19 protein-coding genes are annotated in these 21,554 nt (G+C 69.2%); 5 read left to right on the plus strand and 14 right to left on the minus strand.

Annotated features, from left to right (window positions below; genetic code table 11):
- Nucleotides 1–47 precede the first annotated feature (47 nt).
- The 11 genes from JRI60_RS37505 to JRI60_RS37555 all read right to left on the minus strand — a co-directional run bounded on the left by JRI60_RS37505 (nucleotide 48) and on the right by JRI60_RS37555 (nucleotide 15,010).
- Nucleotides 48–2,765 (minus strand): serine/threonine-protein kinase, encoded by a 2,718-nt coding sequence (locus tag JRI60_RS37505; protein ID WP_204220747.1) that lies wholly within the window; start codon nucleotides 2,763–2,765, stop codon nucleotides 48–50.
- 74 nt (nucleotides 2,766–2,839) lie between these two features.
- Nucleotides 2,840–3,871 carry a 5-methylcytosine restriction system specificity protein McrC gene (locus JRI60_RS37510; protein ID WP_204220749.1) on the minus strand — a complete coding sequence of 344 codons (1,032 nt, stop codon included), beginning with the start codon at nucleotides 3,869–3,871 and terminating at the stop codon, nucleotides 2,840–2,842.
- A gap of 6 nt (nucleotides 3,872–3,877) precedes the next feature.
- On the minus strand, nucleotides 3,878–5,974 hold the full coding sequence (locus JRI60_RS37515; RefSeq protein ID WP_204220763.1) for an AAA family ATPase: 2,097 nt from the start codon (nucleotides 5,972–5,974) through the stop codon (nucleotides 3,878–3,880).
- A gap of 181 nt (nucleotides 5,975–6,155) precedes the next feature.
- Nucleotides 6,156–7,322, minus strand: coding sequence for a hypothetical protein (locus tag JRI60_RS37520; protein ID WP_204220765.1), 1,167 nt, complete (start codon nucleotides 7,320–7,322; stop codon nucleotides 6,156–6,158).
- Nucleotides 7,319–7,891, minus strand: coding sequence for a c-type cytochrome (locus tag JRI60_RS37525; protein ID WP_204220767.1), 573 nt, complete (start codon nucleotides 7,889–7,891; stop codon nucleotides 7,319–7,321). The genes JRI60_RS37520 and JRI60_RS37525 overlap by 4 nt, the downstream gene beginning before the upstream one ends.
- Nucleotides 7,888–8,406, minus strand: a complete 519-nt coding sequence (locus JRI60_RS37530; RefSeq protein ID WP_204220768.1) for a DUF3341 domain-containing protein — start codon at nucleotides 8,404–8,406, stop codon at nucleotides 7,888–7,890. The genes JRI60_RS37525 and JRI60_RS37530 overlap by 4 nt, the downstream gene beginning before the upstream one ends.
- Nucleotides 8,403–9,890 carry an NrfD/PsrC family molybdoenzyme membrane anchor subunit gene (nrfD, locus tag JRI60_RS37535; protein WP_204220780.1) on the minus strand — a complete coding sequence of 496 codons (1,488 nt, stop codon included), beginning with the start codon at nucleotides 9,888–9,890 and terminating at the stop codon, nucleotides 8,403–8,405. The genes JRI60_RS37530 and nrfD overlap by 4 nt, the downstream gene beginning before the upstream one ends.
- Complete coding sequence (locus tag JRI60_RS37540) at nucleotides 9,887–12,862, minus strand: TAT-variant-translocated molybdopterin oxidoreductase (RefSeq protein WP_204220794.1); 2,976 nt, start codon at nucleotides 12,860–12,862, stop codon at nucleotides 9,887–9,889. The genes nrfD and JRI60_RS37540 overlap by 4 nt, the downstream gene beginning before the upstream one ends.
- Before the next feature lie 12 nt (nucleotides 12,863–12,874).
- Nucleotides 12,875–13,501, minus strand: coding sequence for a cytochrome c3 family protein (locus JRI60_RS37545; protein WP_204220796.1), 627 nt, complete (start codon nucleotides 13,499–13,501; stop codon nucleotides 12,875–12,877).
- The gene (locus tag JRI60_RS37550) at nucleotides 13,498–14,157 is read right to left on the minus strand and encodes a respiratory nitrate reductase subunit gamma (protein ID WP_204220798.1); all 660 of its coding nucleotides are present in this window, start codon (nucleotides 14,155–14,157) and stop codon (nucleotides 13,498–13,500) included. The genes JRI60_RS37545 and JRI60_RS37550 overlap by 4 nt, the downstream gene beginning before the upstream one ends.
- A gap of 16 nt (nucleotides 14,158–14,173) precedes the next feature.
- Complete coding sequence (locus tag JRI60_RS37555; RefSeq protein WP_204220801.1) at nucleotides 14,174–15,010, minus strand: c-type cytochrome; 837 nt, start codon at nucleotides 15,008–15,010, stop codon at nucleotides 14,174–14,176.
- A 257-nt stretch (nucleotides 15,011–15,267) separates the two neighbouring features.
- On the opposite strand from JRI60_RS37555, the gene JRI60_RS37560 reads away from it, so the two are divergent.
- Complete coding sequence (locus tag JRI60_RS37560; RefSeq protein WP_204220803.1) at nucleotides 15,268–15,981, plus strand: hypothetical protein; 714 nt, start codon at nucleotides 15,268–15,270, stop codon at nucleotides 15,979–15,981.
- 11 nt (nucleotides 15,982–15,992) lie between these two features.
- Nucleotides 15,993–16,436: a DUF1842 domain-containing protein gene (locus JRI60_RS37565; protein ID WP_204220806.1), complete on the plus strand. Its 444-nt coding sequence runs from the start codon at nucleotides 15,993–15,995 to the stop codon at nucleotides 16,434–16,436.
- Nucleotides 16,437–16,475: 39 nt separating this feature from the next.
- On the opposite strand, the gene JRI60_RS37570 is transcribed toward JRI60_RS37565, so the two are convergent.
- The 3 genes from JRI60_RS37570 to JRI60_RS37580 are packed head-to-tail and all read right to left on the minus strand — an operon-like array spanning nucleotide 16,476 to nucleotide 18,574.
- On the minus strand, nucleotides 16,476–16,880 hold the full coding sequence (locus JRI60_RS37570) for a hypothetical protein (RefSeq protein WP_204220808.1): 405 nt from the start codon (nucleotides 16,878–16,880) through the stop codon (nucleotides 16,476–16,478).
- A 41-nt stretch (nucleotides 16,881–16,921) separates the two neighbouring features.
- Nucleotides 16,922–18,034 (minus strand): cytochrome-c peroxidase, encoded by a 1,113-nt coding sequence (locus JRI60_RS37575; protein ID WP_204220811.1) that lies wholly within the window; start codon nucleotides 18,032–18,034, stop codon nucleotides 16,922–16,924.
- Nucleotides 18,035–18,574: a YfiM family protein gene (locus JRI60_RS37580; RefSeq protein WP_204220813.1), complete on the minus strand. Its 540-nt coding sequence runs from the start codon at nucleotides 18,572–18,574 to the stop codon at nucleotides 18,035–18,037.
- 127 nt (nucleotides 18,575–18,701) lie between these two features.
- On the opposite strand from JRI60_RS37580, the gene JRI60_RS37585 reads away from it, so the two are divergent.
- The 3 genes from JRI60_RS37585 to JRI60_RS37595 all read left to right on the plus strand — a co-directional run bounded on the left by JRI60_RS37585 (nucleotide 18,702) and on the right by JRI60_RS37595 (nucleotide 21,538).
- A complete protein-coding gene (locus JRI60_RS37585; protein ID WP_239469951.1) occupies nucleotides 18,702–19,814 on the plus strand; it encodes an acyltransferase family protein in 1,113 nt (370 codons plus the stop codon).
- Nucleotides 19,815–19,908: 94 nt separating this feature from the next.
- Complete coding sequence (locus JRI60_RS37590; protein WP_204220818.1) at nucleotides 19,909–20,244, plus strand: TRL-like family protein; 336 nt, start codon at nucleotides 19,909–19,911, stop codon at nucleotides 20,242–20,244.
- A gap of 214 nt (nucleotides 20,245–20,458) precedes the next feature.
- Nucleotides 20,459–21,538: a cytochrome-c peroxidase gene (locus JRI60_RS37595; RefSeq protein ID WP_204220821.1), complete on the plus strand. Its 1,080-nt coding sequence runs from the start codon at nucleotides 20,459–20,461 to the stop codon at nucleotides 21,536–21,538.
- The last annotated feature ends 16 nt before the right edge of the window (nucleotides 21,539–21,554 follow it).

Raw genomic sequence — 21,554 nt, forward strand, 5'->3', positions numbered from 1 at the left:
GAGACCACATCCACGCAGCCAGTGGTCCGCCACCCGGACATTTCCCTTCACGAGAAGGCCCCCTCCTGCACGCCACACCCCAGCACCGCCAGGACGAGCCGCGCCTCGAGCGCCACCCGTCGCGCGCCAGCGCGAGCCGCACGCGCCGCGAGTGATTGGAGTCGCGGTGCCACCGCCTCCCGCTCCGAGCCACCACCCACCCGCTGAACCAGCAGCGCCTCGGTGAGCAGGAGCTCCGCCTCGATGAAGAAGTCCTCGCTGTGACACGCGAGCGCCCGAGCCCGCGCCAGCGCCTCACGTGCCTCCAGGGTCTCACCCAGGGCCAGCAGTGCCCGCGCCTTCACCGTGTACGAGAGCCCTTCCCGGTCTGGGCTCCGCAACGCCGCGTGGCTGGCCAGCGCCCACTCCGCCACCACGAGCGCCTCCTCCGGGCGGCCCTCCTCCAGGGCGAGGCTCGCCAGCGCGAGCTCCGTCTCGGCCACGAAGGCCCACAGGCCCCGCGCCCGCCGCAGCTCCAGCGCGCGCTCCAGCTCCCGCCGCGCCCGCGCCAGCTCCCCCAGTTCCATCAGGAGCAAGCCCAGCTCGTGGCGGGCCCAGGCCTCCATGTAGTCATCCCCATAGGTGACCTGGGCCGCATGAATCCCCTCCTCTAGCAGGCACCGGGACTCGTCCAGCTCCCCCAGCAACCGCAGCACCGAGCCCACCAGGATGACGCAGCTGCTCGCGTCGTGCAGCCGGCCGCGCAGCTGGAACAGCTCCCGTGCGCCCTGGCCCCGCAGCAGGGCCTCGGTGAGATTGCCCAGCTGGCGGTTCAACACACCGGCGCTCAGGAGGAGCTCCGCCTCGAGCGAGGCGCCCTGGAGCCGCTGAGCCACGCGGATGGCGGAGACGATGACGTACTCGGCCTCGCGCAGCCGAGCCATGTCGATGAGCGTCATGGCACGTACGTGCATCGCGCGCGCCACGCCACCCCAGTCCCCGCCCTCCAGGAACAGCTGCTCCGACTCCTCCAGCAACCCGATGGCCTTCCGAGGCTCCGCGAGGTTGCGCGCGGCATACGCCTGGATGATGAGCGCGGACGCGGCGAGCTGCCCCTGGCCCTCCCTCAGCGCCCGGGACACGGCGGCCGCGGCATGGCGCCGGGAGGACATGAAATCGGCGGTGGCGCTCGCGGCCACCGCCGCGGCCAGGTCGATGCGTGCATCCTCGCACTGAGGAGGAGGGAGCTGCCGCAGCGTGTCCAGGGTGGCCCGGGCCTCGCGCGACTGCCCCACGTTCACCAGCACGTGCACCAGCGAGGTGCCGTACTCCACATTGCGGGGGAAGAACTCGAAGAGCGTCCGGTAGGCCTCGATGGCCTGTGCCCACTCGGCCCGCAGCTCATGGTTGCGGGCGGCCACCAGGAGGCGCTCCTCCCGGGACAAGTGCCCGGCCAGCTCGAGCGCCCGGCGCGCGGCCTCCATGGCTGGCTCCTCTTGATGGAGATACTGGCGAGCGGCGGCCAGTGCCGAGTGCGCGGGAGCGAAGTCCGGGACGCTCTCCACCACGCGCTCGAACCGCTCGGCCGCGGTCGCCGCGTCATGGTGCCGCAGGGCGACGAGCCCCTCGGCGTAGAGCCGCGCCGCCTCGGCCTCGGTGGGCATCGCGCCACGCCCGCCCTGGAACTGCTCAGGGAGCCGCGGCCCCGCGCCCAACCGCTCCCTCGCCATGCGCACGGCGCTCGCCACCCGCTTCATGGGGGAGAGCGAGGGCAACCCCGAACGGCTCCGCCGCTTCGGAACCGGTGCCCCACCGCGCAGCGAGGCCACTACCTCGGACGCGGTGGCAAAACGAGAACACGGCCGTGGCGCCAGGCAGCGCAGGAGCACCTCCTCCCAGACGGGCTCCAGCTCCGGCACCAGCTCGCGCGGCGAGGGAGGCGGCACACTCAGGCGCATCAGGGCGGTGGACGTCTCCGTGTCCCCCACGAAGGGCCGCCGTCCCGTCACCATCTCGAAGAGCACCACCCCGAAGGAGTAGATGTCGGAGGCGGGAGACAGCGGCCTGCCCTCCACCTGCTCGGGGGACATGTACGCCGGGCTTCCCATGATCGGACCGTCCCCGGAGGAGGACGCCTCTCCTTCGAAGACCTCCCCGCCGGCCAGGCCGAAGTCGGTCACCACCGCCCGCTGACCACCCGGCAGGGAGGCCGCGGGCACCAACATCACATTGCTGCTCTTGAAGTCGCGGTGGATGATCCGCGCGGCATGCGCCGCATCCAGCGCCGCCGCCATCTGTTCGGCCAGGAGCAACACCTGACGCGGTGACATCCGCCCGTGGCGCTGGAGGTGCATGTGGAGCGTCCACCCCGCGAGCAGCTCCATGGAGAGGAAGACGATCCTCCCCGGCGAATCCCCCGCCGCATTCGACTCGACCTCGTGCTCTCCGAGGTCGAAGACCCGGCACACATTGGGATGCGTCACACGGCGTGCCAGGCGAAGCTCACGCTTGAAGCGCGGGAGCGCCTCCGGCATGGCGGCCAGCTCCGGCCGGAGGGTCTTGAGCGCCACGGGCTCGTGTAGCGACAGATCCTCCGCCGCGTACACCTCGCCCATCCCTCCACTGGCGATGAAGCACGCCACCCGGTAGCGCCGGGCGACCAGATCCCCCGCGAAGAACGCGCGCTCACTGTAAAATTCTGGATGCGCGGAAACCCGCTCCGCCTCGGCACCGCCACGTGCCAGGGTGGTCGTGCTCTGCATCCCCTTGAGCGACTCGCGGTCCATGGCTCGGCATCCCCCCTTCAGACGGCATGATGCTCAAGCTAGAGCAGGCGAACTACTTACACCTATGAGGTACGTCACACTCCCCTGACCAGTCGCAGGAGGTCCTCCCGGATGCCCGGCCACGGCTGGTCCAGGTCCAGGGAACAGGCCCGCAGCTCATGGCCGCCGAGCCGATACCTGTAGTCGAAGCGCTCGCCGCTGGTGGCATACAGCAAGACCCCGGTGTCAGCGGCGCCATGGCCGCGAGCCTCCAGGTTCTTGAGGTAGGCGAACACCTGGTAGAGGTGCTCCTCGCGCAGCTTCTTGCGCCCGTCGCGGCCGGTGCGCAGCGGGCGCGTGTAGAACTTCGCGTCGAGGATGACCTTGTGCCCCGGAGCGACGAGCGAGATGTCCGTGCGCATGCTGGGCAGGAGGGCCTCGGCGCCGGGCAGAACCGGCTCGGCGGCCCAGCGGATGACTTCTCCCCCCACCCGGAAGTGGTCCTGCTCCCGCTTGAGGAAGTTGCGAACGAACGCCTCGAACAGCGCGCCCATCTCCCGCTCGTCCGCACGGAAGTCGACGAAGCGAAAGCCCTGCCCATGCTGCTCCGGGACGAGGAAACGCATCGCCAGCTCGCACGTGTGGAGCAGGAAGCCGTAGTGCGCGTTGTTGCGATGGAGTTGCACGCGCCGGAAGAGGGCCGGCACGGGCTCGATGGGTGACACCTCGCGCATGCGCCGGGCGGCGTTCGTCAGCTCGCGCGCGAGATGGGGAGCGACACCCGCCGAGGCCAGGCGGAGCATCGTCGCCCGCAACAACCGGTTGTGCAGGACGTCGTGGCTGAGCTCGTCGTACCGGCAGACGGCGCGGCTGGAGCGCTCGAGGTTGCGCTTGAGCGTCACGGACACGTCGAGCCTGCCACGTGGCGAGCGCAAGGCCTCCTCGTGCTCCACGTACGCACGATCCAGGCCCCGGCGCAGCAGGCCCGCCACGCCCGAGACGAGCACGTGAGCCAGCAGGTCCTGGAGCGGCCCGACATCCAGCCCGCCCACGTCGGCGAGCGGGGCCATGTCGGCGTGATCCCAGGCGTAGCAGAGCAGGTAGTAGACGTTGCGGACGGGAACCACGACGCCTCAGTCCTCGAGGAGCAGCGCCGTGGCCTCCATGGCGCGCCTGGGCCGATCGAACCAATACTCACGCAGCAGCGGTTCCAGCTCGTAATCGACGATGCGCTGATACCAGTCATCGTCGCAGGTCCCACCGATGGGAGGGCCGCAGAAGTAGCTGTGCCCCACGAGGAAGCCCTTGCCGAGGCCGTCGTCCTTCTTGATGAGCTCGTTCACCTTCTTCACGCGGTTGCGGATGCGCTCGATGAGGGCGGCTGGCGCGCCCCGGGACGTGAGCAGCCGTTGGAAGGAGGGATCGTCCAGCGCGGGCTCGACATCCACGAAGGCGAAGCGCCGCCGCAACGCGTAGTCCACCATGGCCAGCGAGCGGTCGGCCGTGTTCATCGTGCCGATGATGTGCAGGTTGGGGGGAACGTAGAAGGGCTCCTCCTTCTCGTCCGCGTAGGCCAGCGAGGTGGCCCAGCGCGGCTCCCTCTTGTCCTGCTCGATGAGCATCATCAACTCACCGAGCACCTTGCCGAGGTTGCCCCGGTTGATCTCGTCGATGATGAGGACATAGGTGTCGTCCTTGTCCTGCAGCGCTCGATCGCAGAAGCGCAGGAACGGACCATCTCGCAGTTCGAAGCCCCCGCCCTTCGCGGGACGGTAACCCTGGACGAAGTCCTCGTAGGCATAGGACGGGTGGAATTGGACGAAGCAGACGTGCTCGGGGTCGCGCCGCCCGACGAGCAGATCCGCCAGCCGCGAGGCAAGGAACGTCTTGCCCACGCCGGGAGGGCCCTGGAGCACCACGTTCTTGCGGTGGCGCACGAGCCCGATGAGGTGCTCGAGGTCCTCGCGGGAGCGGAAGAGCTCGGCCGTGGCCTCATCGAGAGTGTAGGGCGGCTTCGGCTTGGAGACGTTCGAGGAGGAGTCATCCGTCCCGGGGCGGCCATCCGGGCCCTTGGCCCCCACGGCCGCCTTGAGTTGGGGCAGGAGGCGCGGATGGTGGGTGATCTCCGTGAGTGTCTTGGTGACGAGCAGCTCCCGAGGTGTCTCCTCACCGGTCCACAGCCACTTCACACGGCGCACGTTGGGGTAGCCGGAGCGGGAAGCGTCGTAGGTGTAGCCGGACTCCACGACACCGTAGCCCACGATGAGCGAGCGGCCCTGCTTCACGAAGACCAGATCACCGGGCTTCATCTCGTGGGCGAATTCCCAGGCGGCGAGCGCGTCCTGGATGGGATCGCTGCCATCATTCCGGCTCTGCCGGAGCGCGGCCCGCACCTCGTCATGGCTGCTGAACCTGCTCAGGTCTCCCAGCCCGCTGATACCAATGGCGATGATGCCCTTGTCCTGGAACTCCTCCCAGTACTCGGCGCCACGGCCGCAGGCGATGAGCCACGCACGCTGGGTGGGAGCAGGGGGCTCCTCGGTCCCATTGGCCCCCGTCTCGATGGACCCCGGTGACTCCACCCCCCACACGCAGAGGCGCTCCAGATCCCAGGCCCCCACCCCGAGCGCCGCCTGGAGCTCCCGCACCACCTCCACGAAGCGGAAATACGAGGCGACAGGGTCCTCGGTCTTCTCGAAGAGCCCCTCCTCCGCCAGCCGCTTGCGCATCGACTCGTAGTAGGCGGGCCAGGTCTCCGGCGCTTCCTGGTGCCAGATGGCGCTCACGAAGAACGGCACCCGTGACGGCTGCACGTTCCGGCGCGTCGTCACACCCATGTCGATGTGCTCCACCAGCCGGTCGTGGAATGCCTGCATCCGCGCGCGTGCATCCGCATCCGACCTCGGCACGGGCAGCACCGCGCGCAGCCGCGCCGTGATGTCCGCCGACTGCGCGGGCAGGTGCTTCAAAAGGGTATTCAGGAACATCGCCCCGGACAGCCCCTTGAGCCCGAAGACGTCCCACTCCCCTCTCGTCCTCATGTCGAAGACGGCTCGCAGCCTGTCGAGCTCGATGCGCTCCCCGAGGAAGTCTCCGATGAGCGACCGGATCTCCTCGCGCACCTTCACGCGCTCGCCGTCCCGCTGGTCGTACTCGCTCATGAATGCGCGATCGGCGCGCATCGCTTCCAGCCTCTTCTTCCACTGCTCGAGGGTTGCCGCGTTCAGCATCGCGCCGCGAGGTTAGCCGAGATGCTCCCTCCAAAGACAACGGGCCGAGGTCACCGGAGGAGGACGGTGACCTCGGCCCATGAACCTCGCGCACTCTGGGTGCGCGGGGGCACGGCTCACGTCGATAGGGGTAAAGACCCTCACCCCAGCCCTCTCCCAGAGGGAGAGGGGGCATACACGGTCACGTGTGATGGTGCAGGCTCTCCACCAGGTACGGGTCGTTTCGCGCGATCAGTGGCACCGATGCCACCGTCCTCGTCACCGTCAGCACGAACAACGCTCCCAATCCCACCAGCCCCGCTACGTCCCAGACGCTGATGCCCGTGTACTCGGGCATGTTCGACGGCGCGATCATCAGGTGCAGATCCAACCACCGCCCCGCCAACATGATGCCCGCCACCAGGCACAGGTGCGTCGCGTTGCGCTTGGCTGGCTTCGGCAGCAGCAGCACGAACGGCAGCGCCCAGTTGAGCACCACGTTCAGGTAGAACGGCCCCTCCCAGCCTCCGTGCATCCGGTGGATGAAGTAGACCGTCTCCTCCGGAATGTTCGCGTACCAGATGAGCAGGAATTGCGAGAACCACAGGTAGGCCCACAGCGTCGCGAAGCCGAACATCAGCTTGCCCAGATCGTGCAGGTGGCTGGTGTTGAGCTCCTTCATCAGCCCCGAGCGCTTCATCAGCACCACCGCCACGGTGATCGCCGCCACGCTCGACTCCAGCAGCCCCGCGACGTTGTACAGCCCGTAGATGGTGCTGAACCAGTGCGGCTCCAGGCTCATCAGCCAGTCGAAGCTCGCCAGACAGAACGATATCGCGAACACCACCAGGAAGATGGCCGAGGTGGCCACGTTGCGCTTCGTCGGCCCCACGGAAGGCTCGGCGTCCTGGTCCAGTGAGTTCTTCCGCAGCCGCCACGTCAGGAACGCCCAGAGCACCAGCATCACCCCCATGCGGATGGCGAAGCCCGGCGCGTTGAGGAATGCGGCCTTCTGGTGCAACAGGTGGTCCGTCTCCATCACCCCGGGACGCGCCCATAGGTACAGCGAGGGCAGGCCCGCGAGCACGACCAGCAGGCTCACCGCGCCCACCGGCACGTAGGAAGCGAAGGCCTCGGGAATACGCTTGAAGACGGTGTACCAACCCGCGTTCGCCACCGAGTTGAGCGCGAGGAACACCGCGCCGCCCAGCGCCAGCGTGAGGAAGAAGAAGCCGTTGAGCAACAGGCTGGAGAAGCCACGGGTGGGCTCCTGGGCCAGGCCCGCGGCCAGACCGAGCAGTCCGAGCACCGCCAGCGCCATGCTGGCCCTGCGGAGGTTGGGGCTGATGACGATTCCCGAGGAGCTCATGGCGTGTCCTTCCGCGCGGTCCGCGTCGGTGACTGCAACGACCGGATGTAGTGGACGATCTTCCAGCGGTCCTCCTGGGCCACCTGCGAGCCGTGCGCCGGCATCAATCCCTGTCCGTGGGAGATGATGTGGAAGAGCTGCCCGTCGGCGAGGCCGAGGGCGTGCTCGGCCAGCAGCGACGGAGGCCGGGGGAAGCGCGCGGCCACCAGGCCATCCCCGAGCCCTCCCGAGCCGTGGCAGTGCGAGCAGTAGCGGTTGAAGGCCACCTTGCCGCGCGCCAGCACCGGCTCCGAGGCCTCGAAGGGATTCTTCAGCTCCGTGGAGGCGCGCATGGCCTCCTCGGTGCCCGGGCCGTAGTGCAGCGGCGAATAGCCCCGCGGAATGCTGCCCGGCGCGGGCGCCATCAGTGTCTTGCCATCGCGCGTGTTGGGGTTGGGCGCGTAGCTGTCATACGGCACGGAGCCGTACATGTCCGGCGCGTATTCGAGGTTGGGCTGGGACACGTCCCGCTCGCAGCCCACCTGCGAGGCCGCGGCGAGCACGCCGATTCCGAAGAGGAGCCGCTTCACGACGCCACCTCCATCTGCTCCACCTCGAGCGCACCGTGATGCTCGAGCATCCGCCGCAGCTTCCCGTCCGACTCGTCCGCGCGCAGCGCCAGCACGAAACGGTCATCCGTCACCCGGGGCAGCGCCTCGCGCTTGCTGCCGGGGAAGGTCTTCGTGCGCAACAGGAAGGCCGCCACGGTGAGGAGGCCCGCGCACAGCACCGTGAGCTCGAAGGCCACCGGGATGAAAGCCGGGAAGGAGTTGAAGGGCTTGCCTCCCACGTTGAGCGGCCAGCTCACCACCGACGTGTAGTACTGGAGCGCCAGGGCCGACGTGGTGCCGAACAGCCCCGCCCCGAAGCACACCCAGGTCAGGCGCGAGGACTTCAGCCCCATCGCCTCGTCCATCCCGTGGATGGCGTACGGCGTGTAGACGTCATGCACCGCGTAGCCCGCCTCGCGGGCGGCCCGGGTGGCGTCGAGGACGTGCTCCTCGCTGTCGAAGTAGCTGAGCAGGACGGATTGGGACTGGCTCATACCGGCATGTCCTTTCTCACCGCCACCGCCGCCAGGGCCGGGGTGGGCAGGGGCTCCGGCGTCTCCGCCGGGTGCTCGTGCGGCGTCTCGGAGCCGTGAGCCGGGTGGCTGGCATGCGCCGGGGCATGCGCTCCCCGCGCGAACGCCGCCACGCTCTTCACCTCTCCGATGGAGATGATGGGCAGCACCCGGGTGAACAGCAGGAACAGCGTGAAGAAGAGGCCGAAGGTGCCCACGAACGTGCCCACCTCGACCACCGTGGGCGTGTACATGGACCAGCTCGAGGGCAGGAAGTCCCGGTGCAGCGACGTCACGATGATGACGAAGCGCTCGAACCACATGCCCACGTTGATGACCAGCGACAGCACGAAGATGGCCGCGGGCGACGTCCGAATCTTCTTGAACCAGAACAGGTGCGGCGACACCACGTTGCACGTCACCATCGTCCAGTACGCCCACGCGTACGGGCCGAATGCCCGGTTCATGAACGTGAACTTCTCGTACGGGTTGCCCGAGTACCAGGCGATGAAGAACTCCGTCCCGTACGCCAGCGACACGATGCCACCCGTGACGATGATGACCTTCGTCATGTTCTCCAGGTGGCGGATGGTGATGAGGTGCTCGAAGCCCAGCACCGTGCGGGTGATGATCATCAGCGTCAGCACCATCGCGAAGCCGCTGAACACCGCGCCGGCGACGAAGTACGGCGGGAAGATGGTGGTGTGCCAGCCGGGGATGACCGAGGTCGCGAAGTCGAACGACACGATGGTGTGCACGCTGAGCACCAGCGGCGTCGCCAGGCCCGCCAGCAGCAGGTACACCGTCTCGTAGCGGTGCCACGTGCGCGACGAGCCGTTCCACCCGAACGACAGCGCCTTGAAGATGGACTTCTTCAGCCCCTTCGCCCTGTCACGCACCGTGGCCAGGTCCGGAATGAGGCCGAAGTACCAGAACACCGCCGAGATGGTGAAGTACGTGCTGATCGCGAACACGTCCCACAGCAGCGGCGAGCGGAAGTTCACCCAGAGCGAGCCGCGGCTGTTCGGATAGGGCAGCACCCAGAAGGCGTTCCACGGCCGGCCCATGTGGATGACCGGGAAGATGGCCGCGCACATGACCGCGAAGAGCGTCATCGCCTCGGCCGCCCGGTTGATGCTCGTGCGCCACTTCTGCCGGAAGAGGAAGAGGATGGCGGAGATGAGCGTGCCCGCGTGGCCGATGCCCACCCAGAACACGAAGTTGGTGATGTCGAAGGCCCAGCCGATCGTCTTGTTGAGGCCCCACACGCCGATACCGGTGGCCACCTCGTAGGAGACCATGCCCACGCCCACCGCCAGCGTGGCGACCGCCAGGGCGAAGGCCACCCACCACTTGCCGGTGGGCTTGCGCTCCATGGGGGCGCAGATCTCCCCCGTGAGCTGGCCGAGGGTGCGCTCCTCGCCGACGAGCGGCACCCGCAGGGAGGATGTGTGCTGGTTGCTCATTCCGCGCTCCCGTCTCCGGTGTTGCGAACCTTGGTGAGGTACGTCACGGCCGGACCGATGTTGAGTTCCTCCAGCAGCCGGTAGGCGCGCCCGCTCTTCGCCAGCTTCGCCACGTCGCTGTTCGGGTCGTTGAGGTCTCCGAAGTGGATGGCCCGCGCCGGGCAGCTCTGCTGGCACGCGGTGCGGATCTCTCCGTCACGCACCTCGCGCCCCTCGCGCTTCGCCGACGCCTTGCCCTCCTGGATGCGCTGCACGCACAGCGAGCACTTCTCCATCACGCCGCGCGTGCGCACCACCACGTCCGGGTTGAGCACCATGCGCTCGAGCGGCTCGTCGTGCTTGTAGTCGAACCAGTTGAACCGCCGGACCTTCGTGGGGCAGTTGTTCGCGCAGTAGCGGGTGCCCACGCAGCGGTTGTAGACCTGCTGGTTGAGGCCCTCGCTCGAGTGCACCGTCGCGAGCACCGGGCACACCGTCTCGCACGGGGCGTTCTCGCAGTGCTGGCACATCATCGGTTGGTGCACCACGCGCGGCGCGTCCGGCTCGCCCTCGTAGTACCGGTCGATGCGCATCCAGTGCATCTCCCGCTGCCGGCGCGCCTCGTCCTCTCCCACGATGGGGATGTTGTTCTCCGCCTGGCAGGACACCACGCACGCCGAGCAGCCCGTGCAGGCGCTCAGGTCCACCGCCATGGCCCAGCGGTGGCCCTTGTACTCGTGGCCCGACCAGATGGAGAGCGGGTGGCCACTCCCGTGACCGCCCTCCTCCTCGTTGCCCGCGCGCGGGTTGGCGAGGAACGCCGCCAGCTCGGCCTCGCGTACCAGCGCGCGGCCCTCCATGGAGGCGTGTGTCTGGGACAGGGCGAGGGGCTGGTGATCGGGCGTCACCTGCACTCCCACCCCATGCGCCGTGCGGCGCACCTTCCCATTCGTCAAAGAGGCCAGGCCGAAGGCGTTCTCCCCCACTTCGTTCCCGATACGTCCCACCTTCGTCCGGCCATAACCCATGGCGAGGCCCAGCGCCCGCGGATGCGTGCCCGGCTGCACCAGCGCCGGCACCGCGAGCGTCTTCCCCCCGGAGATCACCTTCACCACCTGCCCGTCGCGGATGCCCAGCTTCGACGCGGTGGAAGGCGCCACACAGAGGTAGTTGCCCCAGGTCGCCTTGGAGATCGGATCCGGCATCTCCTGCAGCCAGCCATTGTTGGCCAGCGCGCCGTCCCTCAAGGCCACCTTTTGATACAGAACCAGTTCGTACTCACCCGCCCCCGAGGAGGAGCCCGCCAGCGCCGCCGCCACGCTCTCGGCGCGGAACGTGGGGGCCTCGGAGGCCGAGGGCGGCAGCACCACCACCACGCCCTGGCGCACCGCCTCGTCCCAGAAGGGCTGGAAGCCCGTGGCCACGTTCGCGCGCGGGAAGATCTCCGCCTCCCAGCGGGCCCGTAGGAAGTCGTAGTGCGACTGCTCCACCCCCGCCCACTTCAGCAGGGACTCCACCGCGCCACGCGTGTCGTGCAGCGGAGCCACCACCGGCTGGCGCAGGCTCAGCACCCCGCGCCGCGGCTCGGCATCCCCCCAGGACTCCAGCGGGGTGTGGTCCGGCGCGTGGAAGCGCACCAGCGAGGCCGTCTCGTCGAGCCGGTCGCTCGTGGCCACCGTCAGCGCCACGTCCTTCAGCAGGCCCGCCAGCGCCTCGCCCTTCGGGTGGGCGTAGGCCGGGTTGACGCCATGGAAGAGGACGGCGCCCACCTGCTTCGCCTCCAGCTCGGCGAGCAGCTCGCCGAAGGTCATCGCCCCCGCGTCCAGCGCGAGGCCCCCCGTCACGGAGCGGGTGGTGCCCTCGTTGCCGAGCAGCTCGTTGGCCGCGTTGGCCAGCACCTGGGCGGCGGGCTCGTCACTCCCGCACACCACCAGGGCCTTCTGCCTCGCGGCCCACAGCTCGCCGGCCAGTACGTCCAGCACGTCGGCGGCCACCTGCTTCACGAGGAATCTCTCGAGGCCCTCCACGCTCCGTCCGGCCTTCTCCGCCAGCCGCCTCACCAGCCCCGCCAGCGCGGGCACCACGTCCGAGGGCGCCACCGGCACGCGCTTGTCGGCGCTCGCGCCCGTCAGCGTCATCAACGGCTCGAGCTGCCAGTGCCGCGCCATCTCCTTCTTGCCCGCCGCGTCACGGGCCTCGGTGTACTGGCGCGTGAAGGCCACCGGCGACACCCAGGTGCCCAGGAAGTCCGCGCCGAAGCTGGCGATGACCTTCGCCTGGTCGAAGCGGTAGTCCGGCACCCCGCGCACGCCGTGCGTGAGGCGGTGGGCCTCGGCGATGGCCTCGAGCTCCCCGGTCGCGTCGAAGCGCACCGTCCGCGCGGTGGGGAAGACAGACAGGAAGCGCGCCACGGCGGCCTCGGCGGTGGGTCCCAGCACCCACGGGAGCACGAGCCGGATGGGCTTCCCCTCCCCCGCCAGCTTCCGCAGCCCCTCCACCACCGCCTTGTCCAGCTCGCCCCAGGTGGCCTTCGTCCCCCCCACCGACGGCCAGCGCGAGCGGTTGGCGTCATAGAGGGACAGCACGGACGCCTGGCCCGTGGCGCACACACCGCCACGCGACACCGGGTGCTCCTCGTTGCCCTCCACCTTGATGGGGCGGCCATCGCGCGTCTTCAGCAGGACGCCACAGTTGGCGCTGCACGCACCGCAGGTGGACGCGTACCAGAGGGCAAGGCCCGGGGTGACCTCGTCCGGCCTGGCGATGAAGGGCACCGCCTTCTGAACCGGGGCGCGCTGACAGGCCACCATGGCCGCCGCGGCGCTCAGGCCCATCACCTTGAAGAAGTCACGGCGCGAGCTCTGATCCGGCGCCTGGGCCGCCACGCCCACGGGGAGCTCCTCGGCGAACTCGTCGCGGGCCTTCTCGAGCAGTGCCGGATCTCCAGCACGCGCGGCCAGGCTCTGCCAGTACTTGGGTGTCGTCTCGGACATGGTGCGCGTTCCTCAGCGGTGGCAGCCAGAGCAATCGGTGGGAGGGTTCAGGGTGCGCGGCGCCGGGGTGACGGGCGCGGAGGCCACGGCCACCCCCGACGCGGAGGTCCTCAGCACACCGGATGCCAACGGCGGTACCGGCGCCTGGGATTTCGACTCCTGCGTCTCGCGGTGGCAGTCCAGGCACCAGCCCATCGTCATGGGCTCCACCTGCTCCAGCCGCACCATCTCCTGCACCGGGCCGTGGCACTGCTGGCACTCCAGCCCGGAGGTGACGTGGCTCGCGTGGTTGAAGTACGCGTGGTCCGGCAGCCGGTGCACGCGCACCCACTCGATGGGCGTGTTCTGCTTCACCGCCTGGGTGAGCTTCTGGATCTCTGGCGAGTCCGTCTTCACCTGGGTGTGGCAGTTCATGCACACACCGGAGTGGGGAATGCCGGCGTGCCGGCTCTTCTCCGCGCCCACGTGGCAGTACTGACAGTCGATTTCGTAGTGGCCGGCATGCACCGCGTGCGAGAACGCGATGGGCTGCGCGGGCATGTAGTTCTGGTTGTTGTTGACCGGCGTGGTGTCACAGCCCCCCAACGCGAGGGCGGCCAGCACACCGGAGAGCAGCGAGGCTCGGGTCGAGTCGATCATGGGGTGACGATCCCGCTCTGGCTGGCGGGCTCCTCCCGGGTGGACACCAGCGTGGGCGCGGCGCCCGTCGAGGCCAGCCAGCGCGTCAGGGGCCAGGCGAGCAGCAGCGCGAGCACGCCGAAGAGGTGCATCCGCACGGTCAGCGGCAGCTGGGCGACGAGCGTCGCGTCCGGCTGCAGCGTCACCAGCGAGCGCAGGTACGGCACCACCACGCTCACGTACCAGGCGGAGGCCCACCGGTACGCCACCGCGATGTAGAGGCCGTTGAGCACCTCGGCCAGCAGCAGCACCTGGAAGGCCAGCCACGCCCGCGCGCCGGGCTCGCGGCTCGACAGCTTGCGGGCGATGCTCGCCACCAGGCCCCAGGCCAGCATCATCCCGCCGATGAGGCCCACCACCTCCAGGAGGAAGAGGCGCGCGGGCGAGCGGATGAAGAGCTGGACCGGGTGCGGCAGGAGGAAACAGGCCGCGTGCCACAGCACCATGATGATGGCGCCCACCACCAGGGACACGGCCGCCGAGCCGGTGCCCTCGCGATCCACCCACCGCATCACCCAGGCGGACAGACGCTCGCGGTTGCGCAGCCACGCCGGCACTCCGATGGCGAGGGCCAGCACCATGTAGGGAAGGGAATCGTAGAGGAACGTGCCGCTCACGTGTCGCCTCGCTCTCTCAGTCCTTCGCGCGGCCACGGCCGCCCAGGACGATGCCGATGAAACCCAGTGCGACGCCCAGCCCCACGAAGCCCAGGTAGAAGAAGTCCCGGTCCTTGCGCGGCGGCGTGCCGTCTCGCGAGACGTTCGCCAGGTATGCCTTGAGCTCGAACTGCTCCGCTTCCGTCAGCGGCGCCTTCTCGTAGAGCTCCTTCATCAACGGGAAGGACATCTCCTTCAGGGCGGGCGTCATCTTCCGCTCGCCCAGCCGCGCGAAGGAGAAGGTCAGGTCTCGCGCCAGCGTCCCTCCCCCCACCACACCAATGCCACGCACGTCATGACAGCCGATGCAGGCCGGGCCTCCATTGGCCAGCGCCACCTGCCCCTCGAAGAGCTGACGGCCGTGCTCCAGCTCCTCGGGCGTGGCGTCCGAGGCCAGCTTCGGCCCGGTGGCCCCCGGCTGACAGCTGCCCTTCTCGGTGCAGTCACGGAAGAACGCGAACAGCCCCTTTCGCTCGTCGTCGGAGAGCTGCTGGTCCGGCATCCGGACCCCGTTGAACTTCTTGATGAGCTCGCCGGCCACCGGGTCGCCGCCGTCGATCATCGCTCCCGGGCTCTTCAGGAAGGAGGTGACCCAGGACTCCTCGCGGCGCTTCAGCACGCCCATCAGGTCCGGGCCCACCCGGTCTCCCTGGCCCACCGTGTGGCAGCTCGCGCACCGCTCCGAGAAGAGCTTCGCCCCCTCGGGAACCCCCTGCGCCGCCGCGGGCACGGCGGCGAGCAACGCCAGTACCGACAGGACGGGAGTGACGGCCAGTGCTCGTGTCCGGCGTCGGCTCGGGACGTATGTACCCATCACGGCGTGCCCCTCTTCGTGAAGCCCGGGCACCTCGCCCGGCTCGACGCGCCGGTCTGCAACTGGAAGGCCAGCGGCCAGGCGGGCTCCGCTCCGAGTGGAGGTGCCTCCTCGCGCGAAGTGTCAGATGCGCAGCATTTGCGCCTCGCGCACGCCCGGAGCGCAGCATTTGCCGCGCGCCTCACCTCATGGCTCGATGCAACCCCTCGAGGCGTTGGATCCCGCCATGCAGATTCATCGGGCCAGGGAGAGCCACCATGCACTCCAATGACACCGGATTCTATGGACGATGGATCCTCGCGAACGGCCAGGCCGAAGCGGCCGGGTTGGGAACGACCTTCGTCGCCGGACGGCTGGTCGCACCGCACCTCGAACAGGTAACGGGTGTGGCGGCCACCCTCGGGGGAGCGTTCGCCGCGGTCCTCCTGGGCACGCTCCTCGAAGGCGTCCTCGTGGGGCTGCTACAGGAGCGTGTCCTTCGTCAGCGGCTCACGGGCCTGCGCCGTGGGGCGTGGATCCTCGCGACCGCCGCCGGAGCCGGACTGGCATGGCTGCTCGGGATGGTGCCGAGCACGGTCATGGAGCTCGCCTCCACCGCGTCGCCCGGCCCGGCACCGGAGGAGCCGGGTGCGCTGGTCCAATATGGACTGGCCATGGGGCTGGGGTTCGTCGCCGGCCCCATCCTCGGCCTCGCCCAGTGGACGGTGCTGCGCGGCCTCGTCTCGGGCGCCGGCCGCTGGCTGTGGGCCAACGCGCTGGCCTGGGCCGTTGGAATGCCTCTCATCTTCATCGGGATGGACCTCGTGCCCTGGGCCGGTCCCTTCGCGCTCGTGGCGCTCGCGCTGTACCTGGTCTGCGGCGTCACGGGCCTCGTCGTCGGCGCCATTCACGGACGCGTGCTCGTGCGGCTTCTAAGTCCTCGTCACATCCGGCTCCTCGCCCATCAGTCCCATGGGGGAAGGAGGGGATGAGGATGCCGGCAATGCCCGACGAGAGTGCAGCGAATCTGGAGCTCGAGAAGACAACCCGCCTGTTCAAGGCGAGGTACGAGATCGGTACCGGTGAGCTCGGTGCCCCGGACTTCTACATCGACGTCAATGTCAACACGGTGAGCAAGACACTCACCGGCATTGGCAGGATCAATCAGGCAGCGCTCCCACCCGTGGACGTGCGCACCCGGTTGGAGGGCACGTACATGCCCATGGTGGCCGAGCCACCCTCCCCCATGCGCGTCATCGTGGCCGCCACGGGCACCTCCGTCATCCCCTGGCTGCCCGACGGAATCCAGCCACGCGGGCAGAGCAACGTTCGCCTGTTCATGCTCCTCGACCCGAACTGGAAGAGCGGTAGCGCCTCCTACGAGTACAAGGGGGCACAGGGGCAGTGGCTCGAGGTCATGAACGTTCCCGTGAAGCGATGCAGCTGACCCCGAGCGCCCGTCCGGCGAAGGAGCCTCGGCGGCCGCTCAGCCGCCGATGGAGGTGGTGCCCATCAGGCTCCGGCCGATGGCCAGGATGCCGCCGAGCACGAGCACGAGCGCCCCGCCCACGCCGATGAGCGGCAGCAGGTAGCCGGGGTTGGGGCGCTTGCGGTTCACCACCAGCAGCGCGTGGGCCAGGCCCGCCGCCGCCAGCATCATCACCAGGTGGCCCCAGAGGGCCGGGTAGAAGGGCCAGCCCGAGCCCAGCAGGATGATGCCGAGGAGGATCTGCGTGTCGAGCAGCCCCGCGAAGCTGGAGCCGATGATGCGGACCGACTTGTCCACGGGCCGCTTCGTGGCGAGCCCGAAGGCGAAGTAGGCGACGGCGACCAGCCCCATCAGGAGGACGAGGTAACGCAACCCGGAGTGCGCGTAGAAGAGCATTCTCATGCTCGCGCCCTTTAACGCCCCCCGGGCCGGGAGGCGAGCCTTTACGTCGGATCCGGCTTCGGCGTGGCGCGCGTGCTGGGGGGCAGCTCGGGGGCCGCGAGGACGTCGGCGCCGGGCAGCTCGCCGGTGAGGCTCTTGAGGAAGGCCACGATGTCGTCCACCTCGGCGTCGGTGAAGCTCATCCCCAGCTGGTGCTTGGCCATCAGGCGCACCGCCGTGGGCAGCTCCTTGACGGAGCCGTCGTGGAACCAGGGACCCGTCTTCTCCACGTTGCGCAGCGTGGGCACGCGGAACTTGTGCAGGTCCTCCTCGTTCTTCGTCACGTCGTAGCGGCCCTTGTCCTCGGTGGGGAAGTCCTCGATGAGGCCCAGCTTCTGGAAGGAGGTACCGCCCACCGACGGGCCGTTGTGGCACGTGGTGCAGCCCGCGCTGGCGAAGAGCTCCAACCCGCGCCGCTCCTGCTCGGTGAGGGCGCTCTCGTCACCCGCCAGGAACTTGTCGAAGCGCGCGCTGGTGAGGAGCTTGCGCTCGAAGGCGGCGATGGCCCGCGCGGCGTTGCCCACGCTCACCGCCTTCTTGTTTCCAGGGAAGGCCGCCTGGAAGCGCTTCACGTACTCCGGCATGGAGTTGAGCGTCGCCAGGACGCGCTTCTCGCCCGGCATGGCCATCTCCAACGGGTTCATCATCGGGCCCTCGGCCTGCTCCTCCAGCGTGGCGGCGCGGCCATCCCAGAACTGGGCGACATGGCCCGCGGCATGGAAGACGGTGGGCGCGTTGCGGCTGCCCTTCTGGCCCTTGTGCCCCTCGGAGGTGGCCTTGCCATCCACGCCGAAGGTGTCCAGGTCGTGGCAGCTGTTGCACGAGATGTCGTGGTTCTTCGACAGGCGCTTCTCGAAGAAGAGCATGCGCCCGAGCGACACCTGCTCCGCGCTGTCCACCGGCGCCTTGACGGTCTTGGCGGGCAGGCGGAAGAAGGAGACGAGCTTCTCGTGGCTCATCTTCGGCTTCGGTGGCTCCGGCGCGGCGGCGGGCGAGGGCGCGGCGACCACGGTGGGGGCGGGTGGCGCCGGCGGAGGAGACTCCTTGCTACAAGAAGAAGAGAAGGCGCCCAGGGACACCAGTCCGACGCCAAGCAAGAGCCGATTCCGCGACATCTACCAACCTCCCGAGAGCAGCAGCAGTACTGGGATGTCGTTCCTACCATCCCCCGACGCCTTTTGTGGATGCCCCCCGGCTGACGGGGAAAAGGCCAGGGTGAGGCTCATCCCTCCTGGAAGCCCTGACCCGCCTTCCTGGAGAGCGGCCACCCGAGCGGGCGCCGACGCCTCGCGGTGGAAGAAGAGCCGGTCGATGGCCCAGGACAGGCCGAGGCCGGTGGCCGTGCCCAACACGTCCCACGTCAGGTCCTTGAAGGAGAAGAAGCTCCCGCGCCACGCGTCGTAGACCTCCTTGCCGACACCCGCGCCGAGCGCCAGCCCCGCGCCGGTGAGCCACCGCGCTCCGGGCTCCTCGAAGAGGAGCGCCCCGCCGGTGTACCCCGCACCGGCCAGGCCGGCGCTGACGCTGTAATGCAGCGCCTTGTCCCGGCCGAACCAGTCGTCCGTGGAGGGAATCTCGGGCTCCCCGCCCCGGGCGGACAGTGGCAACAGCAACGACAGACACAACAAGGCCAGGAGGCCTTCACGGGCAGTCATGATGCGCCATGACACCACCCTCCGGCGCCCACGTCAGCCCCCCGGGGAGGACCCCATGGGTGACCCTGGGAACCTGTCGCGTCGGATTTCGAGACTCGCGGCCCACCTGCACGTATGCTTGTCATCCGTGACACGCCCCGGCACATCTCTCTTCGACCTCGGCAAGCCCTCCTCCCGTCACCCCGGACTCGACGGGGCACGAGGATTGGCCGTGGTGGCGATGGTGCTGGGGCACACGCTGGACGCGCTGCTCGCGCCCGAGGTCCGCGTCCACCCCTGGGTGCAGCGGTACTGGGAGTTCCGCGGCATCACCGCTCCCCTCTTCCTGCTGGTGGCCGGCTTCGCCGTGGTGGCCGCGCTCGGCACCTCCCCGGCCAGCGCGGGCCAGTCCTTCTTCCGCCGGGTGCGGCGGGCCCTGCTGCTCCTCTTCCTCGGCTACTTCCTGCACTGGCCGGGCTGGGCCACCGCCCACTCGCTCGGCTGGGGCGTGGAGCTGCGCACCCTCGTCTTCACCTTCGATGCGCTGCAGAGCATCGGCGTGAGCCTGCTGGTGGGCGCCGCCGTGCTGGTGCTCGCGCGCGGCACCTGGACGCGGGCCGTGGCGCTCGCCCTGCTCGCCGTGGGCATCCCCCTGGCCAGTTCCCTCCTGTGGAACGCCGCCACGGCCTGGCCCGTGGAGTTGCAACAGGCGGTGGGCATGCCGGGCTCGCGCTTCCCGCTCTTCCCCTGGGCGGGCTACTTCTTCGCCGGAGCGCTCGCCGCCCACCTGCTGCGGCTGCTGCGGCCCGGCTGGCCCCAGGGGCTCGCCCTGGTGGCGCTCGGCGCGGGGCTGCTGGCCCTCACCCAGCGCCTGCCCGCCGACTGGAGCCCCACCAGCGCCTGGCTCGTGGCCTTCCGCGTCGGCGAGGGACTCCTCGTGCTGGGTGTCATCAACCTGTTGCCCCAGATGTTCTCGCGGCCCCTCGCGCCGCTGGGCCGCACCTCGCTGTGGATCTACGTGCTGCACCTGCCGGTGGTGTACGGCTGGGCCGGCACCGCGGGGCTGGCCGGGCGCGTGGGCCCCACCCTGGGACTGCTGCCCGCGCTGGGCGTGGGCCTCGGGTTGCTCGGGGTGTGTTTCCTCGTGGCCCGCCTGGGCCGGATGGTGCGCGGAAGCCGCGGCCCCGCGGACGGCACGACGTGGCGCGCCCGCCCGGTGCCGGTCGACGGCGCCGCGCTGCGCTCCGGCCAGCGCACCTAAGTGGGCAGCCCCCCATCGAGAGCATTTACATCCCAGGGTCTGCGGGCTAGATGCGCGGCGCTTCCTTCCACACAGGCAGTCCAAGCGAGGAACCATGAACCTGCTTCGCAAGCTGTCCGTCGTCGCCGTCCTGTCCCTCGGCCTGTCCGGCTGCGCGGGTGTCGCGTTCATCGGCACCGGCGCCCCCGGCTCCTCCGGCCTCTACGCGCAGACCACCAGCAACAGCTTCATCAACGAGCAGACCAAGCTGGGCTCCAAGTCCGGTGAGAGCTGCATCACGTCCATCCTCGGGCTCGTCACCACGGGCGATGCCGGCGTGAACGAGACGGCCAAGAAGGCCGGCATCAGCCGCGTCACCCACATCGACCAGAAGCTCACCAACATCATCGGCGTGTACGCCACGTACTGCGTCGTGGTGTACGGCGACTAGTCGCCTTCCCCGGTGCCGCGTCCCCGCCAGACGGCCGAGGGGCGCGGCACCGTGTTTCACTGGGATGCCGGGGTGAATGCCGGGGCAGAATGCCCCGCGTCGTTTCCCCCTGCACCCAAGAGACTGCTAATTTCCTGACGGCTTCCGGCCTCCCCCCCTTCAGCGGACCCACCCGGGTCTTCCGGCCGCGGAGCTCAGTGAAAGAGCAGACCTCATGAAACTCAAGAGCCTCGTTCGTCCCCTCATCCTGGCCGCCGCCACCGTTGGCGCCGCGGCCTTTGCTCAGGCGGCCAAACCGGCCGCACCGGCCGCCCCCACCGCCGCTCAGCAGCAGGTCGTCATCGACCGCGCCCTGCTCGGCGTGTTCAAGGCGCTGCCGGCCCGCTTCGAGGACCCCAAGAACCCCATCACCCCGGAGAAGGTGGAGCTGGGGCGCATGCTGTACTTCGACACCCGTCTGTCGAAGAACCAGGACGTGTCCTGCAACAGCTGCCACGACCTGAACAAGTTCGGCGTGGACGGCAAGCCCACCTCGCCGGGCCACAAGAAGCAGCTGGGCGGCCGCAACTCGCCCACCGTGTACAACGCCGGTGGTCACATCCTGCAGTTCTGGGATGGCCGCGCCCCCAACCTCGAGGAGCAGGCCAAGGGCCCCATCCTCAACCCCGTCGAGATGGCGATGCCCAACGAGGCGCGCGTCGTCGAGACGCTGAAGTCCATCCCCGGCTACGTCACCGCCTTCCAGAAGGCATTCCCGGGCCAGGCCGACGCCGTCACCTACGACAACATGGCCAAGGCCATTGGCGCCTTCGAGCGCCAGCTCGTCACCCCCTCGCGCTTCGACAAGTTCCTGGCCGGTGACGAGAAGGCGCTCACCGAGGCGGAGAAGCACGGCCTGAAGAAGTTCCTCGAGCAGGGCTGCCAGACCTGCCACAACGGCCCGGCCATCGGCGGCTCGCTGCAGAAGCTGGGTCTCGTGGTGCCCTTCCAGTCCAAGGACCAGGGCCGCTTCGACCTGACCAAGCAGGAGTCGGACCGGATGATCTTCCGCGTCCCCACCCTGCGCAACGTGACGAAGACGGGCCCGTGGTTCCACGACGGCTCCGTCACGGAGATCCAGACGGCCGTGAAGCTGATGGCCCAGCACCAGTTCGGCAAGCAGATCACCGACGAGGACGCGAAGGCGATCGTCACCTTCCTGGACTCGCTCACCGGTGAGCTGCCCAAGAGCTACATCACCAAGCCGAAGCTGCCGGCCAGCGGCCCCAAGACGCCGAAGCCGGACCCGACGTAATCCATCGAAGCACCGG

The organism is Archangium violaceum (genome assembly GCF_016887565.1).
GTDB classification, from domain to species: domain Bacteria; phylum Myxococcota; class Myxococcia; order Myxococcales; family Myxococcaceae; genus Archangium; species Archangium violaceum_B.

What these genes read in the sequence shown, in the direction of transcription:
- JRI60_RS37505 (WP_204220747.1), bottom strand. Translation starts at nt 2,765, where the DNA reads ATGGACCGCGAGTCGCTCAAGGGGATGCAGAGCACGACCACCCTGGCA.
- JRI60_RS37515 (WP_204220763.1), bottom strand. Translation starts at nt 5,974, where the DNA reads ATGCTGAACGCGGCAACCCTCGAGCAGTGGAAGAAGAGGCTGGAAGCG.
- JRI60_RS37520 (WP_204220765.1), bottom strand. Translation starts at nt 7,322, where the DNA reads ATGAGCTCCTCGGGAATCGTCATCAGCCCCAACCTCCGCAGGGCCAGC.
- JRI60_RS37530 (WP_204220768.1), bottom strand. Translation starts at nt 8,406, where the DNA reads ATGAGCCAGTCCCAATCCGTCCTGCTCAGCTACTTCGACAGCGAGGAG.
- nrfD (WP_204220780.1), bottom strand. Translation starts at nt 9,890, where the DNA reads ATGAGCAACCAGCACACATCCTCCCTGCGGGTGCCGCTCGTCGGCGAG.
- JRI60_RS37540 (WP_204220794.1), bottom strand. Translation starts at nt 12,862, where the DNA reads ATGTCCGAGACGACACCCAAGTACTGGCAGAGCCTGGCCGCGCGTGCT.
- JRI60_RS37545 (WP_204220796.1), bottom strand. Translation starts at nt 13,501, where the DNA reads ATGATCGACTCGACCCGAGCCTCGCTGCTCTCCGGTGTGCTGGCCGCC.
- JRI60_RS37555 (WP_204220801.1), bottom strand. Translation starts at nt 15,010, where the DNA reads ATGGGTACATACGTCCCGAGCCGACGCCGGACACGAGCACTGGCCGTC.
- JRI60_RS37560 (WP_204220803.1), top strand. Translation starts at nt 15,268, where the DNA reads ATGCACTCCAATGACACCGGATTCTATGGACGATGGATCCTCGCGAAC.
- JRI60_RS37565 (WP_204220806.1), top strand. Translation starts at nt 15,993, where the DNA reads ATGCCCGACGAGAGTGCAGCGAATCTGGAGCTCGAGAAGACAACCCGC.
- JRI60_RS37570 (WP_204220808.1), bottom strand. Translation starts at nt 16,880, where the DNA reads ATGAGAATGCTCTTCTACGCGCACTCCGGGTTGCGTTACCTCGTCCTC.
- JRI60_RS37575 (WP_204220811.1), bottom strand. Translation starts at nt 18,034, where the DNA reads ATGTCGCGGAATCGGCTCTTGCTTGGCGTCGGACTGGTGTCCCTGGGC.
- JRI60_RS37580 (WP_204220813.1), bottom strand. Translation starts at nt 18,574, where the DNA reads ATGACTGCCCGTGAAGGCCTCCTGGCCTTGTTGTGTCTGTCGTTGCTG.
- JRI60_RS37590 (WP_204220818.1), top strand. Translation starts at nt 19,909, where the DNA reads ATGAACCTGCTTCGCAAGCTGTCCGTCGTCGCCGTCCTGTCCCTCGGC.
- JRI60_RS37595 (WP_204220821.1), top strand. Translation starts at nt 20,459, where the DNA reads ATGAAACTCAAGAGCCTCGTTCGTCCCCTCATCCTGGCCGCCGCCACC.